General features: G+C 65.1%; 13 protein-coding genes and 3 pseudogenes. 5 read left to right on the top strand and 11 right to left on the bottom strand.

What is annotated here, in order from left to right:
* Positions 1-42 precede the first annotated feature (42 nt).
* The 3 genes and pseudogenes from B586_RS02775 to B586_RS02765 all read right to left on the bottom strand — a co-directional run.
* A pseudogene (locus B586_RS02775) lies at positions 43-583 on the bottom strand (type III secretion system chaperone family protein); the annotation flags it as partial.
* The gene (mshA, locus tag B586_RS02770) at positions 580-1,905 is read right to left on the bottom strand and encodes a D-inositol-3-phosphate glycosyltransferase (RefSeq protein WP_418001131.1); all 1,326 of its coding nucleotides are present in this window, start codon (positions 1,903-1,905) and stop codon (positions 580-582) included. The pseudogene B586_RS02775 and the gene mshA, both read right to left, overlap by 4 nt.
* A gap of 80 nt (positions 1,906-1,985) precedes the next feature.
* Entirely contained in the window at positions 1,986-3,287 is a 1,302-nt protein-coding gene (locus tag B586_RS02765) for an ROK family protein (RefSeq protein ID WP_054880738.1), read from the bottom strand.
* 183 nt (positions 3,288-3,470) lie between these two features.
* Between B586_RS02765 and B586_RS02760 the strand changes: the two genes are divergently transcribed.
* Positions 3,471-4,223, top strand: a complete 753-nt coding sequence (locus B586_RS02760) for an SDR family oxidoreductase (protein ID WP_047313650.1) — start codon at positions 3,471-3,473, stop codon at positions 4,221-4,223.
* Here B586_RS02760 and B586_RS02755 read toward each other — a convergent pair.
* Both B586_RS02755 and B586_RS02750 read right to left on the bottom strand, forming a co-directional pair.
* The gene (locus tag B586_RS02755) at positions 4,207-5,601 is read right to left on the bottom strand and encodes a L,D-transpeptidase (protein WP_197079866.1); all 1,395 of its coding nucleotides are present in this window, start codon (positions 5,599-5,601) and stop codon (positions 4,207-4,209) included. The genes B586_RS02760 and B586_RS02755 overlap by 17 nt on opposite strands.
* A 24-nt stretch (positions 5,602-5,625) precedes the next feature.
* Positions 5,626-6,729, bottom strand: coding sequence for a UDP-N-acetylmuramate dehydrogenase (locus B586_RS02750; protein ID WP_047313652.1), 1,104 nt, complete (start codon positions 6,727-6,729; stop codon positions 5,626-5,628).
* Between the two features lie 26 nt (positions 6,730-6,755).
* Here B586_RS02750 and B586_RS02745 point away from each other — a divergent pair, with 26 nt between their 5' ends.
* The 3 genes from B586_RS02745 (at position 6,756) to B586_RS02735 (ending at position 9,296) form a co-directional block, all read left to right on the top strand.
* Positions 6,756-7,280: a DUF2505 domain-containing protein gene (locus B586_RS02745; RefSeq protein WP_047313653.1), complete on the top strand. Its 525-nt coding sequence runs from the start codon at positions 6,756-6,758 to the stop codon at positions 7,278-7,280.
* A 157-nt stretch (positions 7,281-7,437) separates the two neighbouring features.
* The gene (locus B586_RS02740) at positions 7,438-8,280 is read left to right on the top strand and encodes a carbon-nitrogen hydrolase family protein (protein WP_054880739.1); all 843 of its coding nucleotides are present in this window, start codon (positions 7,438-7,440) and stop codon (positions 8,278-8,280) included.
* Entirely contained in the window at positions 8,277-9,296 is a 1,020-nt protein-coding gene (locus B586_RS02735; protein ID WP_047313655.1) for an LmeA family phospholipid-binding protein, read from the top strand. Before B586_RS02740 ends, B586_RS02735 begins: the two co-directional genes overlap by 4 nt.
* 8 nt (positions 9,297-9,304) lie before the next feature.
* Here B586_RS02735 and deoC read toward each other — a convergent pair whose 3' ends face one another.
* The 6 genes and pseudogenes from deoC to B586_RS02705 all read right to left on the bottom strand — a co-directional run bounded on the left by deoC (position 9,305) and on the right by B586_RS02705 (position 13,518).
* Positions 9,305-10,015, bottom strand: coding sequence for a deoxyribose-phosphate aldolase (gene deoC, locus B586_RS02730; RefSeq protein WP_047313656.1), 711 nt, complete (start codon positions 10,013-10,015; stop codon positions 9,305-9,307).
* Positions 10,015-10,200 (bottom strand): annotated as a pseudogene (locus B586_RS21805) (DUF2599 domain-containing protein); the annotation flags it as partial. The gene deoC and the pseudogene B586_RS21805, both read right to left, overlap by 1 nt.
* 76 nt (positions 10,201-10,276) lie before the next feature.
* A complete protein-coding gene (locus tag B586_RS02720) occupies positions 10,277-10,564 on the bottom strand; it encodes a DUF2516 family protein (RefSeq protein WP_047313657.1) in 288 nt (95 codons plus the stop codon).
* A 117-nt stretch (positions 10,565-10,681) separates the two neighbouring features.
* On the bottom strand, positions 10,682-11,284 hold the full coding sequence (gene hbhA / locus B586_RS02715; protein WP_047313802.1) for a heparin-binding hemagglutinin HbhA: 603 nt from the start codon (positions 11,282-11,284) through the stop codon (positions 10,682-10,684).
* A gap of 320 nt (positions 11,285-11,604) precedes the next feature.
* Positions 11,605-12,040, bottom strand: a pseudogene (locus B586_RS02710) (helix-turn-helix domain-containing protein).
* Between the two features lie 89 nt (positions 12,041-12,129).
* A complete protein-coding gene (locus B586_RS02705; protein WP_082607484.1) occupies positions 12,130-13,518 on the bottom strand; it encodes a DUF445 domain-containing protein in 1,389 nt (462 codons plus the stop codon).
* A 130-nt stretch (positions 13,519-13,648) separates the two neighbouring features.
* On the opposite strand from B586_RS02705, the gene B586_RS02700 reads away from it, so the two are divergent.
* Positions 13,649-14,350: a TetR/AcrR family transcriptional regulator gene (locus tag B586_RS02700; RefSeq protein WP_047313659.1), complete on the top strand. Its 702-nt coding sequence runs from the start codon at positions 13,649-13,651 to the stop codon at positions 14,348-14,350.
* Positions 14,351-14,376 lie beyond the last annotated feature (26 nt).

Below are 14,376 nucleotides of genomic sequence, written 5' to 3'. Positions count from 1 at the left end.
TGAATTGCCCGACTTTCCCTCGCAAGCGGGTGGTGCCCCCACCTCATCGCGCTCCGCGCTCTGCATCGTCGTCGATTAGGTGAGCGAAGGCCTGCAGGTTCTTCAGCGACTCGCCGCGAGATACTCGCCAGTTCCACTCCTTTTGGATCGACGAGCGAAAACCCAACTCCAACAACGTATTAAAGTCCGAGTCCACCGCCTCGAGCACCTGTCCGAGCACCCGGTCGATCTGGTCGGCGTCGACCGACGCCAACGACATCCGGCCCACTAGGTAGATATCACCGACGTTGTCCAGCGTGTAGGCAACGCAAAAGAGCCGGCGGTTGCGCTTGAGCAAAAACCGGTAGACACCCTCGTGGTTCTCGTCGGGTTTGCGGCATACGAACGCCTCGATGCGCACCGAATGCTCGCCGATGCTCAGGATGGTGTTGGTCTTGAGTCGGCGCTCACCGGGAAGCTCCACTACCAGCCGCGGCAATCCACCATGCGCCCCAGGGAATTCCGAGTAGGTGAGGTGGCTGGCCTGCAGCGCGTGCTCGATCACCGACCGCACCCGCCGGACCGTCTCCAAGGAAGACGTCATGCGCCCACCCCGTGGCGCGGCGTCCAGCAGCGAGGCTTGCGCATTGATGCCCGGTCGCGGAACCGGCGCTGGCGCAAGGCGGTGAAGTCGCCGATCGCGCGACGGTAGCTGGAGAGTAGGGCGTCGGTGGTGTTCTCCCAGGAAAAGGTCGCCGCGTGCGCGACGGCCGCACGATTCATCACCTCCGCCTTCGGTGCGGGCAGGCGCAACAGCCGATCGAGAGCCTGCGCCCAGTCACCGACATCGTGTCCGGACACCAAAGCGCCGGTAACCCCGTCCCGCACCGCCACGGGCAGGCCGCCGACCGCCGCCGCTACCACCGGCGTGCCACAAGCCTGCGCCTCGACGGCGACCAAGCCAAACGACTCTGAATAACTCGGCACCGCAACCAGATCGGCGGCTTGGAAGACGGTAGCCAGATCGGTGCGGGATTGCGGCGGCAGAAACGTCACCCGGGCCGTGATACCGAGTTCGTCGGCCAGCCGAACCAGCCCGTCCGGGGAGGCCAAACCACTGCCCGACGGTCCGCCAGCTACCACGATGTGCACCCCCGGCAGTTTCGCGGCGGCACGTAGCACGATGTCGGGCGCCTTCAACGGCTGGATCCGTCCGACGAAGGCCACCACGTTGTCGTCGAGCGGCAGCCCCAACGCCGCCCGGGCAGCCCGCCGATCACCCGGACGGAACATGTCCAGATCGACACCAGGATGGGCCACGTCGATTCTCGCCGGATCGGCACGATGAATCGAAATCAATTGTCTTGCTTCATCATCGGTGTTGACGATCATTCGATCGGCCTCGTCAACGACCTGCTGCTCGCCGACCCTGCGCAACGGCGGCTCAGCCGCGTCACCGTCGGCCAGCGCCGCGTTCTTCACCGCGGCCAACGTGTGTGCGGTATGCACCAACGGCACCGCCCAGCGGTCCCGGGCCAGCCAGCCGACCTGACCTGACAACCAGTAATGCGAGTGCACAATGTTGTAGTAGCCCGGCTCGTGCGCCGCTTCGGCGCGCAGCACCCCGGCCGCGAACGCGCACAGCTGGGTGGGTAGGTCGTATTTGTCCAGGCCCTCGAACGGTCCTGCTGCGACGTTGCGCACCAACACCCCGGGCGCTACCCGCACGATCGGCGGATCGGCAGAGGCAGTGGCCCGGGTGAAGATCTCCACCTCGATGCCACGCCGGGCCAGGTGCAACGCGCTCTGCAGCACGTAGACATTCATGCCGCCTGCGTCGCCGGTGCCGGGCTGGGCCAGCGGTGAGGTGTGCACCGCCAGCACCGCGACCCGATGGGGGTCATTCACTGGCGGAAACGCTTCAATTCGATGGCCCGCACACTGTCATCTTTACAGGACCGACCTGGAACTGCCCTAAACGTGCGTTAGCAGCACGTCAGGACCCATCAAGCTGAAGACTCGTCATCCGGCAACCGAGAGTCCAGTGCACCAGAGCGGCGCATCGCGCCCAGCGGATCGGCATAGAGCCCGCCCAGCGACACAATCCCCGCCCCGGCCTCTTGTACCCGGTTGCCGAAGGCCGTCACCCGGATATCACGAGGCGGTAGCACCGAGCGTGCAGCGAACGCCGCTTCCACCTGGTCCATCGCTTCGGGGTATTCGGTGAACGCCTGGCCACCCACCACCAGTTCGTCGGGATTGAGCAGGTCCCGCAGTAACGCGACCGCCTCACCGAGCACCCGGGCCCGCTCCGCCAGGAGATTTTTGGCTGGCTGGTTGCCGGCCCGGGCCACTCGCAGCAGGTCGGTGATAGCGGTAGCGCCACCGGCCGAGCGGGCGACGCCGGGCAACCTGCTGGGAATGATCCTTAGCCGGCGGGCAGCGGCCAAAACCGCCTCGTCGCTGACGGTGGACTCCAGCTGGCCAGTACCGCCGAGCAGCTCGGAGTGGGCCGGCAGCGCCACGATGGTGCCGGGGCCGCTGGCCGGGCAATGCACCCGTCCACCGATCACCAGCGCATAGCCGACCGTTTCGCGGGCGTACACGTACAGGCTGGTCGCAGAGCTGGGCGCGAACCGCCGCATGCCGAGCAACAGCTCGGCTCCGGCCATGGCGTCCACGTGCGATGCCACCGACACCGGCAGACCCAACGCGTCAGCCAACACCGGCCCAATCGGTGCCTGCCGCCAGCCCAGCCGGGCGTGGTCGACATGGCCGGTGGCGGCGTCGACGGTGCCGCCGATCGCCACCCCGACCCACAGCGGCCGGCGCCGATGCCAACGCCGCAAGTATCGAGAAGCGCTCTCGGCCAACGAAGTCAGGGCAGGCCCGGCGGCGTTGAGCGGCGTCGGGGTCTCGACCGTGTCCAGCGTGCGGCCGAACAGGTCGGTAGCCACGATGCTGGTGGTGCGCGCGCCCACATGGATGCCTAGCGTCAGATACGGTTCGTGGTTGATCTCGACGGGCACGCGGGGGCGCCCGATAGCCCCGGAAACCGACAGGTCGGCCCGCTCCCGCAGCAGGCCGGCCTCAAGCAGCGCAATGACCTGGCGGTTCACCGTCGCGATGGACAGCGAGGTGACCCCGGCGATGACGTCACGGCCGACCGGTCCGCGCAACCGCACGGCACGAAACACGGCCGCCGCCGCCGAATCAGACAGATGCAGCGACGGCGACACGACCTGGCGATGTAACCGCAGCTGACCGCGACGGGTAGGTGAATGGTGGGTAAGAGCAGTAGTGCGCACGAGCGTCCTTAATCCGAGTTCCTATCGTCGGTCTTGGCCGCACTTGCCGACTGGTGTGAAGTCAGACGCGGCAAAGCACGCGGCGACAACACGCACAAGCCGCGAAAACACCCGCGGTCGTGATGTCAGACAAAGCGGTGCGGTGCACACCGAGAATTTAGCACGTTTATTAGAGTTGTTCGGATGAATGCGGCCGGGGCGGATCAACGGATCGCGGTAGTCACCGGCGCCAGTTCCGGTATCGGCGAGGCAACCGCGAGAACCCTGGCAACCCTCGGGTTTCATGTGGTCGCCGTGGCGCGTCGTGAGGACCGGATCACCGCGCTGGCCAACGAGATCGGCGGAACGGCCGTCGTGACCGACGTCATCGACGACGACGCGGTCGAGGCGCTGGCGCGCAGTTTGAACCGGGTTGACGTGCTGGTCAACAACGCCGGTGGGGCGTGGGGACTGGAATTCGTCGCCGACGCCGACTTGGAGCACTGGCGCTGGATGTGGGAGACCAACGTGATGGGCACGCTTCGGGTCACCCGAGCGCTGCTGCCCAAGCTGATCGACTCCGGCGACGGCCTGATCGTCACGATCACCTCGATTGCGGCGATGGAGACCTACGACGGCGGCGCCGGCTACACGGCAGCCAAACACGCCCAGGGCGCCTTGCACCGCACGCTACGCGGCGAGCTGCTGGGAAAACCGGTGCGACTCACCGAGATCGCGCCAGGCGCGGTCGAAACCGAGTTCTCGCTGGTCCGCTTCGATGGCGACCAGCAGCGCGCGGACGCGGTCTACGCCGGAATGACACCGCTGGTGGCCGCCGACATCGCCGAAGTGATCGGGTTCGTGGCCTCACGACCTTCCCACGTCAACGTGGACCAGATCATCATCCGACCACGCGATCAAGCGTCAGCCACCCGCCGCGCTAACCACCGGGTCTAACCGACCCGGAACCGCTCGTCGGAGTGCCCGACAAGGTGGGGACACTCGGCGGGGCGACCGGCGCGGTGATGGGGATCTGAGTGGCCGGCGGATGCGCCGTCGGAGGTGGTAGCGCCGACATCGCCACCCAGGTGTCCCAGTCCACCGCCCAGTCCCAGATATCACCGTCGGAGTAGGACAGCTGGATCGAGCTTCCGGTCACCTCAACCGGGTCGCCGTAGATCGCGCTGCGGTAGTACTGCTCGGCGTCGCCCGTGGACAGGTTGATGCACCCGTTGGTGACGTTGCTATTGCCCTGCGCGCCGGCGCTCATCGGGTTGGCGTGGATGAATTCCCCATTGTTGGAGATCCGTACCGCCCAGCGTTCGTGCACATTGCTGTAGCCGGCGGCCGGGTTGGACATGTAGAAGTCGGAGTATTTCTCGGTGACCACGTGGATGCCGTTGCGGGTCACGTTGCGGGCCTTGTCGGCCTCGCCGTAGCTACACGGGAAGTCCATGATGACGCCGGCATCGGTGACGACCTGAATGCGGTGCGACGAGACTTCGGCCTTGACCACCTGGCGTCGACCGATCTGGATGTTCAACGACATGTCCTGCAGGCCGTACGCACCGTCGCCGAACGGCAGCCCGTAGAGCTTCGCGTCGACGTTGACGGTGGTGCCCGCCGGGTAGTACTCGCGCGGGCGATAGTGAATGCGGGCGCCTTTCGCCTCGTCAGGCAACCACGCCCAACTGCCCTCAACGGGTGGAGTGGTAGTGACGGTCAGCGCCTTTTCGACGGCGGCTTTATCGCTGATGGGTGCATCGAACTGAATGATGATCGGCGCCGCGACCCCGACCGTCTGGCCGTCAGCGAGCTGAAATCCGCCGTCGACTTTCTTGGTGGGGGTCACGGTGCTGAACTTGCCCGTGACCGGAACGGCCTTGCCGTCGTGGCCGACCGCCGAACCGCTCCAGGTATAGGTCGTGTCGTAGCCCAGCGGCTCGGTGATCGTGTAGACGGTGCGATCGAAGTTGAACGCACCAGCAACGACCTTGCCCGCCGGATTCGTCAATGCGACGCGCTGGAACCAGCCGTCGGCGATCTGGACGCTGATCGGCGCGACCGGGATCACGTCGTCGGTCGCCGGCGCCGGCTGGAACGTCAAGTGCGGCGCCGGCGCCGCCTTGTCAGACCGTTTGGTCACCTTGCCCACGCAAGCAGCCAAGACGCTCGGAGCCAACACTCCAACCCCAAGAGCCGTCAAAGCCACGCGCCGACTAATCGGCTCCGGGTTTTGACAGGACCCCTGATTTTGACAGGGATCAGATGGGCTCACGACACACAAAGATACCGGGCCAGGCGACTTGCGCCCTGCCCTAAAAACATGCCGCAGAGTGCCGCAATCCGAAAGCAGTAACTACAACACGCACCCGACCAGCGTGGGTTCAGGTTGCAGTGTGATACCAAACACATCGAGGACCCCGTTACGAACGGTGCGGGCCAGGGTTATCACGTCTTCGGCGGTGGCGGAGCCGCGGTTTGTGAGGGCAAGGGCGTGTTTGGTGGACAGCCGGCATGGGGCCGCATCATCGGGATAACCCTTGCCGAAGCCGGCCCGCTCCACCAGCCAGCCAGCGGCCAGCTTGACGCCGTCCGGCGCCGGATAATGCGGCACCGGCCCGTCCACCATCTTGGCCAGCTGATGGTAGACGTCCGGCGCGACCACTGGGTTAGTAAAGAAAGATCCGACGCTCCAGGTGTCGTGGTCTGCCGCGTCGAGCACCATGCCCTTGCGGGCACGCAGCGCCAGCACCGCCTCACGCACCGCGTGCGGGTCGGCGCGCTGCCCGCTGGTCGCGTCGAGGGCGGCCGCCAGCTCGCCATAGCGCAACGGTGCGCTGCACCCCGACGCATCGAGCTTGAACTCCACTTCCAGCACCACAGCAGGTGGTTGCAGCCCAGACGGGTCGGCTTGCTGGAAAACGCTGGTGCGGTAACCAAACCGCAACTCGCGGGCGGGAACCCAGCGAACCGTGCCGCTGCTGCGCTCCAGTAGCCGGACCCGAGTGATCGTGTCGGATACTTCTGCGCCGTAGGCACCCACATTTTGCACCGGGGTGGCCCCAGCCGATCCGGGGATACCGGACAGGCATTCCAGCCCGCCGAGCCCGTGCTCGATGGTGCTGGCCACCACGTCGTCCCAGACCGCACCAGCCTCGGCGCGCACCAGGTCGCCGTCGATAGTGACGCCGGCATTGGCCAAACGCACCGCGGTCAGATCGGCCAGCGTGTCGGCAATCACCAGGTTGGAGCCGCCAGCAAATACCAGCAGCGGTCCAGCTGCCCCGCCGCCGGCGGGTGCGTCTAGCTGCCGTATCACATCGACCACCTGTTCGGTGCTGGTGCACGTGATAACACGTTGGGCAACCGGACCTACCCGCAACGTGGTCAACGGCGCAAGCGGCACCGCCTCAGCGACATGCGCGCCGGCAAAGAGCGAACCGACAGCGCTCCGTTTCATGGCAGGTAACGGTAGCCTGGCCTCCTATGCCGCGATCATTCGACATGTCCGCCGACTACGAGGGCAGCGTTGAAGACGTTTTTCGGGCGTTCAGCGAGGCGGACTACTGGCAGGCCCGACTGGCTGAGTCCGCGGTCGACGACACGCGGCTGGAGTCGATGCGGGTGGGTGGCGAGTCCGGCGACGACGGGACCATCGAAGTGGTCACCCTGCAGGTGGTGCGCAGTCACAACCTACCGGGCCTAGTCACACAGGTGCACCGAGGCGACCTCTGCATCAGACGTGAGGAGACCTGGGGTCCGATCACCGAAGGCGTCGCGACGGCGTCCATTATGGGATCGATCTTGAACGCTCCAGCAAACTTGTCGGGCACTGCAGTACTGTCGCCAGACGCCGAGTCCGGCGGCGCCCGGCTGACGCTTCAGGTCACCGTTGCGGTGCGAATCCCCATTATCGGCGGCAAGCTCGAGAAGATCATCGGCACCCAGTTGGCCGAGCTGGTGAAACTTGAACAGCGCTTCACCACGATGTGGATCGTGAACAACGCCTGATTATCCGGCGGCCTGATCTGCCGCGGCCTAAGCAGAACCGCCCGGCTCCTCCTCACGCCACAAGCGGCGCGCATCGTCGCCGGGCCTAAGCAGAACCGCCCGGCTCCTCCTCACGCCACAAGCGGCGCGCATCGTCGCCGGGCCTAAGCTGGCGCGCATGCGAATCGCGTTGGCGCAAATTCTCAGCGGCACCGATCCGGCAGCGAATCTGCGGCTGGTGCGGGAGTCCACCCGCCGAGCTGCCGACGCTGGCGCGACGCTGGTGGTCTTCCCGGAAGCGACCATGTGCCGATTCGGTGTTCCACTGGGACCGGTCGCTGAGCCGGTCGACGGGCCCTGGGCCGACGGTGTGCGACGAATCGCGACCGAGGCCGGCATCACCGTAATCGCCGGAATGTTCACCCCCGCTGACGACGGGCGGGTAATGAACACGCTGATCGCAGTCGGGCCAGGGACCCCCAACCAGCCCGACACCCACTACCACAAAATCCATCTCTACGACGCGTTCGGCTTCACCGAGTCACGGACGGTCGCATCCGGGCACGAACCGGTGGTGATCACGGTAGACGACGTCCAGGTTGGGCTCACCATTTGCTACGACATCCGCTTTCCAGCGCTGTACACCGAGCTGGCCCGCCGCGGCGCGCAACTGATCGTGGTCTGCGCGTCATGGGGCTCCGGGGCCGGCAAACTCGAACAGTGGACGTTGCTTGCCCGCGCCCGCGCGCTGGACTCGATGAGCTACGTCGCCGCGGCCGGTCAGGCGGACCCAGGCGGCGCCTTGACCGGCGCGGCGCCCAGCTCAGCCACGCCGACCGGGGTGGGCGGCAGCCTGGTGGCCTCGCCGTTTGGCGAGGTGGTGGCGGCGGCTGGCGCCGAGCCGCAACTGGTCGTCGCCGACATCGACGTCGACAACGTGGCCACGGCTCGCGAGAACATCGCCGTCCTGCGCAACCGTTCACATTTTGCTCAGGTTGATAGGGCACAATCGCGTGGGTGACCAATCCGCAAGGACCACCGAACGAGGGCCCTTCGACGTGGGCGCGTCCCGGCGACCGAGGTCCCCTCGGCCCTCCGCAAGCGCCAACTGAGCGGATGCGGCCCGGTGAGCCTGCGACGACGCCCGGCCAGCTGACGCAGCAGACCGAGCAGATCGGCGCGGCCAATGCGGAGGCGCAGCGGGCGGGGAACCCGCCGCCGCGCACCACACCCCCGGCCCCAACAGATCCGCTGGCTGCACCGAAAAACGAACCAGCACCGGCGAAAACCAAACGACGCTTGCTGCGTGACCCGCTCACCATCGTCCTGATCTTGATCATCGTGGTTGCGCTCGTCATCAGCGGGCTAGTCGGAGCCGAACTTTTTGCCCGCCACACCGCGAACAGCAAAGTCGCCCAAGTGGTGGCCTGCGAGGTTAAGGATCAGGCCACCGCGAGGTTTGGTGTAGCGCCGTTGTTGCTGTGGCAGGTCGCTACCCGACATTTCACCAACATCTCCGTGGAGACCGCGGGTAACCAGATTCGCGACGCCAAAGGCATGAAGATCGCAATCGACATTCAGAATGTGCAGATCAGAGACACTCCGACTTCGAGGGGCACGATCGGCGCGTTGGATGCCACCATCACCTGGTCGTCTGATGGCATCAGGCAATCGGTGCAGAACTCAATTCCGGTACTTGGTGCCTTCGTGACCAACAGTGTGACCACTCACCCCACCGATGGCACCATCGAGCTGAAGGGAATGCTGAACGACATCGTGGCGAAGCCAGTGGTGTCCAACGGTGGCCTGCAACTGCAGATCATCAATTTCAATACGCTGGGCTTCTCGCTGCCGAAAGAGACCGTGCAGTTCACCTTGGACGACTTCACCGCCAACCTGACCAAGAACTACCCCCTGGGTATCCACGCGGACAGCGTGGAGGTCACCTCAACCGGCGTGACAAGCCACTTCTCGACCCGGAACGCCAATATCCCTACCGGCACCGGCGGCCAGGACCCCTGCTTCGCCAACCTCTAAGGCCCAGTTCAGGGGAGCAATTGGGGTTGGCTGAGCCCGTCCAGCACTGCGCGAGTGGACGACAGGCCCAGCCTCGTAGCACCGGCGTCCACTAGTGCGATCGCATCGGCGGCGGTACGGATGCCGCCGCTGGCCTTGACCCCTAGCCGGCCACCGACGGCCTCGGTCATCAGCGCAACGGCGCGCAGCGACGCTCCCCCAGCGGGATGAAAACCGGTCGAAGTCTTGACGAAGTCCGCGCCGGCGGCTTCCGCGACGTGACATACGTCAGCCAGCGCACGTTCGTTCGCCTGGCACAACAGCACCGCCGACTCCACGATCACCTTGAGTACAGCGCCGGCGACCGCGCATCGCACCGCCTCGATATCGGACCGCACCGCATCGAGGTCGCCGGCCAACGCGGCACCGACGTCGATGACCATGTCGATCTCAGTTGCACCGGACGCTGCGGCCTGGGCAGCCTCGTGCGCCTTGACGGTGGACACGTGCTTGCCCGACGGAAACCCCGCCACCGTCGCAACCCGCAAGCCACCCGCGCCGGCTGCACCGACCGCCTGGACAGCGATTGGCACCATCGACGGCGAGACACACACCGCGTAGACACCCAGCTCGACAGCTTCGGCAACAAGGGCGGCCACATCAGCATGAGTAGCCTCGGGTTTGAGCAGGGTGTGGTCGACCAGCGCCGCCAGCTGTTCCCGGGTAGGTTGACCCGGCATTACCGCGGTCCCCCGTCGGCTTGCTGTGTCCCCTCGGAGCCGCCGGGATTGCAACCGGCCGCGAACATCTCGGAATCGTCGACGACAGGCCGCCACGGCTCAAGATTCCCGCTTGTCGTGCCGGGTTGCACGAATTCGGCGGTGTCGACGTCCGGAGACAGCGCAACGACCTCGCTCCACGTTTCGGGGGCTGTCCCCGCCAGCGAGCCCAGTACGCCAACAGGCACCGCCGTCGGCGCGGCCAACAGAGCAGCCATTCGGTTAGCGCGACTTGCCCTGAATATCAAGCAGCTTGGGCCGCACGTCAACCAGATACACCCCAGCGGCACAGGCGGCTATCGCCATGCCAAGCACGCCGAAGACGAAGCCCAGGATGGAGGTCAGCGCCACCGCCGCACCGAGGATCACTAACCACACTGGTTTTGTCAGCTTTTCAGCGGCGGTATAGGCGTCGGGTCGCTGCAGCGCTGCATGCACAAACGCGTACACCGCCGTCACCAGGACGGCGAGCTGCAAAACCAACATGACAGTACCCACGAGGTGGCTCACCCCCTAAGCGTATGCGGGGACCGTCCCAAACGTCGACTCCGAGTTGCCACCAGGGCAACTCGGAGTCGAGTGCGTCACCGGTCCGAGCCGCCCCACCAGGGCAACTCGCAACCTTACCTACTTCTGGGTGACCTTCTTGGCCGGAGCCTTCTTCGCAGCCGCCTTTTTGGCGGGTGCCTTCTTCGCTGCCGCAGCCGCCTTCTTGGCCGGAGCCTTCTTCGCAGGCGCCGCCGCCTTCTTGGGCAGCTCGATGCCGACCAGCTTGGCTGCGCGCTCACCAACCGCGCGGGTTTGCGATGCGACCGTACCCAGCGCCTCTTGGGTCAACTCGACGGCCTGGTCCACGTAACCCTCGGCGCGTGCCGATGCATCCTCGAAGACCGGCTGGCTGCGCAGCCGCTCCAGAGCGGCTTCGCCGCGCTCGACTAGTTCGTTGTACCGGTTGGTCGCGGCCTCCAAATAGCCCTCAGCGGCCTTGCGCAACTCGTCGGCGGTGAACTTCTCACGCAGCTCGCTAAGCTGCTCGGGCAGACCCTCCTGCAATTTGGCCAGGCGAGCGCGGCTCTCCTCAACGCGGCTGCGGGTGTCGGTGCGGGTTTCCTCGGCACGCTCGCGCATGTTGCCGATCAGCTCGTTAACAGTGGCCAGGGCCAAATCTGCCGCGCCCAGCGCTGCCAACAACGGAGCCCGCAGGTCGTCGATGTTCGGGTTTTCAGCCATGGTGTTTCCTTTCATGGATTGTTGTCGTGATCGGCGTCAGTAGGTGTCTGGTCTGGAAAGTTAGGGCAAGCGTCGGCTCCGCTGGGAGGAGTAGTCAAGACCCGCGGATTGACATGGCGACCTCAAAGCGGCTCGCGATGGCCCGCATCGCTTGCGGATAGCTGATAAAACGTGCAGTCACTTCATGTCCTCCTTACCTGGATATCGTCGAGTCAGGTCATTGATCTGTTGGCCGAGTGATCGGGCTGGATCCACCACGACCTGAACAAGGTCGCCCTTCCTCGGGTAACCCGGCAGCCAGTGGGCTATACCCACCAGCCTCAGCCGATTGCGGCCCAACCGAGCTGGTCACTCGTCGGTATGGGACTCGGTGGGACACTCCTCACGGGTGGATTCGTTTTGATAGGTGAATGAGGCATAGATGTCGAGCAGAACCTGTTTCTGTCGCTCGGTTATCGCCGTGTCGGTGATGATGGCGTCACGCACTTGACTGGTCTCACTGGGCTCGAGAATTCCGGCTCGCACATAGAGGACCTCGGCGGAAACCCGTAGCGCCTTTGCGATTTGGTTCAACACGTCGGCGGACGGCTTGCGTAATCCGCGCTCCACCTGGCTCAAGTACGGATTGCTGACGCCGGACCGTTCGGCGAGCTGCCGCATCGAGACTTGTGCCGTCTCACGCTGCGTTCTGATAAAGCTACCGATATCAGAGGCAGCGGTGGACACCTTGGCGGAAAGCTTCTCGTCTGACGCCACTGATGCACCCCCTTGCGTCCGATCGCTGATGCTTACCGGTACGAGCGTACGGACGAGTGCTTGCTTTTGCAAGCGTTTGTTAGCACTTCTCAGAACAGCAGTTGCGCGACGGTGTAGATCGCCAGCCCCGCAAGCGCGCCGACCACGGTGCCGTTGATGCGAATAAACTGCAGGTCACGGCCGACGTGCAGTTCGATGCGTCGGCTGGCTTCCTCGGCGTCCCAGCGCTCGATCGTCTCGGTGATGATCGCGGTGATCTCCACGCCATATTGCATAACCAGGTGCTGGGCTGCCCGCACCATCCAGTTGTCGACCTTGTCTCGCAAGTCGGCGTCGTCACGCAGTGATTCCCCGATCCGAACCACCGTGTCGGCGATGCGGGTGCGCAACGCGCCGGACGGGTCGGCCAGTCCCTCTGGACCCTCGAGCACCAGCTTCTTCAGCGTCTGCCACGCCGTCGCCGCGGCGTTGCCGACTTCATCGCGCGCCATCAACTGTTCCTTGACTGCATCGGCGCGCGCGATCGTGGCCGGGTCACGCTGCAGATCGTCGGCGAATTCGAACAGAAATCGGGTCGCCGAACGACGCAATTCGTGATCGGGGTTGCGACGCACCTTGTCGGTGAAGTCCATCAACTCACGATGGATGCGGTCGCCGACGAGATGATCGATGAAGCGCGGCGACCAACTCGGCGAGTCACGCTCGACTACCCGCTGGATGACTTCGCCGGCATTCAGCGACCACTGAAACGCCCGATCCGACAGCAACTGGATCAGGGCCTCCTGCCGGTTCTCGGCGAGCAGGGTCGCCAGCACCCGGCCCACCGGCGGACCCCATTGCGGTTCGGCGATGCGGCGCACGATCATCCGATCGAGCACCTGCTGAATGTCCTCGTCACGCAGCAGCTCCACTAGCACACGGAGCACTGTCGCCGCCTCGGTTGCCACCCGCCGGGCATGCGCTTCTTCCGACAGCCACTTACCGAGCCGACCGGTCACCTGCGCGTCGCGCAGCTTGGCCTCGACGACCGACGGCGACAAGAAGTTCTCCCGCACAAAGGTGCCCAAGCCCTCACCCAGCTGATCTTTCTTGCGCTTGATGATCGCTGTGTGCGGGATCGGTATACCCAGCGGATGTTTGAACAACGCGGTAACCGCAAACCAGTCCGCCAGGGCTCCCACCATGCCAGCCTCCGCGCCGGCCCCGACATAACCCACCCAAGCTGCGGTGATGCCATGGGCTTGCGCCCACCGACAGGCGAGGAACATACCGGTGGCGCCGACCAAGAAACCCAGTGCCACCATTTTCATCCGGCGCAGCGCCGTCCGCCGCTCGGCGTCGGCCTCCGGATCAGCCCCCGCGAACGATTCCGCGAACGACGCCCGGCGTCGGCGCGTCACGGTCGGCAGCCTGGTCAAATCCAGCCCCAGCGCTGGCACGCCCGACGCTCCCCCGTTTGGTAAGGCCCTGTGTGCCACCTCACCATCATCCGCTATCGGCGGGACCAGTTACTGTAACCACACTGTTCTCCGAGCCCTTGTGCGCATGGAGCGATGCCATCGACGGGCCGTAATATCGAGTGCGTCTAGTGAATGGGAACCAGCGACAGTGGCAGAGCATATCCCGGCTGTGACCGTCAAGACGGATGGTCGCAAGCGGCGGTGGCATCAACACAAGGTGGAGCGCCGCAACGAGCTGGTTGACGGCACGATCGATGCGATTCGCCGGCAGGGCCGCTTCCTGAGCATGGATGAGATAGCCGCGGAGATCGGGGTCTCCAAGACCGTGCTCTACCGCTACTTCGTCGACAAGAACGACCTGACCACCGCGGTGATGATGCGCTTCACGCAGACCACGTTGATTCCCAACATGGCGGCCGCGCTGTCATCCAATCTGGATGGCTTCGATCTGACTCGCGAGATCATCCGGGTGTACGTCAAGACCGTGGCGGCCGAACCCGAGCCATATCGGTTTGTGATGGCGAACAGCTCAGCCAGCAAGAGCAAAGTGATCGCCGACTCCGAACGGATCATTGCCCGCATGCTCGCGGTGATGATGCGCCGCCGCATGCAACAGGCCGGCATGGACGCCGGCGGCGTGGAGCCCTGGGCCTACTTGATCGTTGGCGGCGTGCAGCTTGCCACCCACTCGTGGATGTCGGACCCGCGGATGAGTGTCGATGAGCTGATCGACTACCTGACCATGCTCAGTTGGAACGCACTGTGCGGAATCGTCGAGGTCGGCGGATCGCTGGAAAAATTCCGTGACCAGCCACATCCTTCGCCGATCATCCCACCACGAGGGCCCTAAACGGTTCTGCTGCGGACCTGGGCTCA

Source organism: Mycobacterium haemophilum DSM 44634 (assembly GCF_000340435.2).
Classification (GTDB): Bacteria; Actinomycetota; Actinomycetes; order Mycobacteriales; family Mycobacteriaceae; genus Mycobacterium; species Mycobacterium haemophilum.
This window is presented reverse-complemented; position numbering and strand designations above follow the sequence as displayed.

What these genes read in the sequence shown, in the direction of transcription:
- B586_RS02760 (WP_047313650.1), top strand. Translation starts at nt 3,471, where the DNA reads ATGAATGCGGCCGGGGCGGATCAACGGATCGCGGTAGTCACCGGCGCC.
- B586_RS02750 (WP_047313652.1), bottom strand. Translation starts at nt 6,729, where the DNA reads ATGAAACGGAGCGCTGTCGGTTCGCTCTTTGCCGGCGCGCATGTCGCT.
- B586_RS02745 (WP_047313653.1), top strand. Translation starts at nt 6,756, where the DNA reads ATGCCGCGATCATTCGACATGTCCGCCGACTACGAGGGCAGCGTTGAA.
- B586_RS02740 (WP_054880739.1), top strand. Translation starts at nt 7,438, where the DNA reads ATGCGAATCGCGTTGGCGCAAATTCTCAGCGGCACCGATCCGGCAGCG.
- deoC (WP_047313656.1), bottom strand. Translation starts at nt 10,015, where the DNA reads ATGCCGGGTCAACCTACCCGGGAACAGCTGGCGGCGCTGGTCGACCAC.
- hbhA (WP_047313802.1), bottom strand. Translation starts at nt 11,284, where the DNA reads ATGGCTGAAAACCCGAACATCGACGACCTGCGGGCTCCGTTGTTGGCA.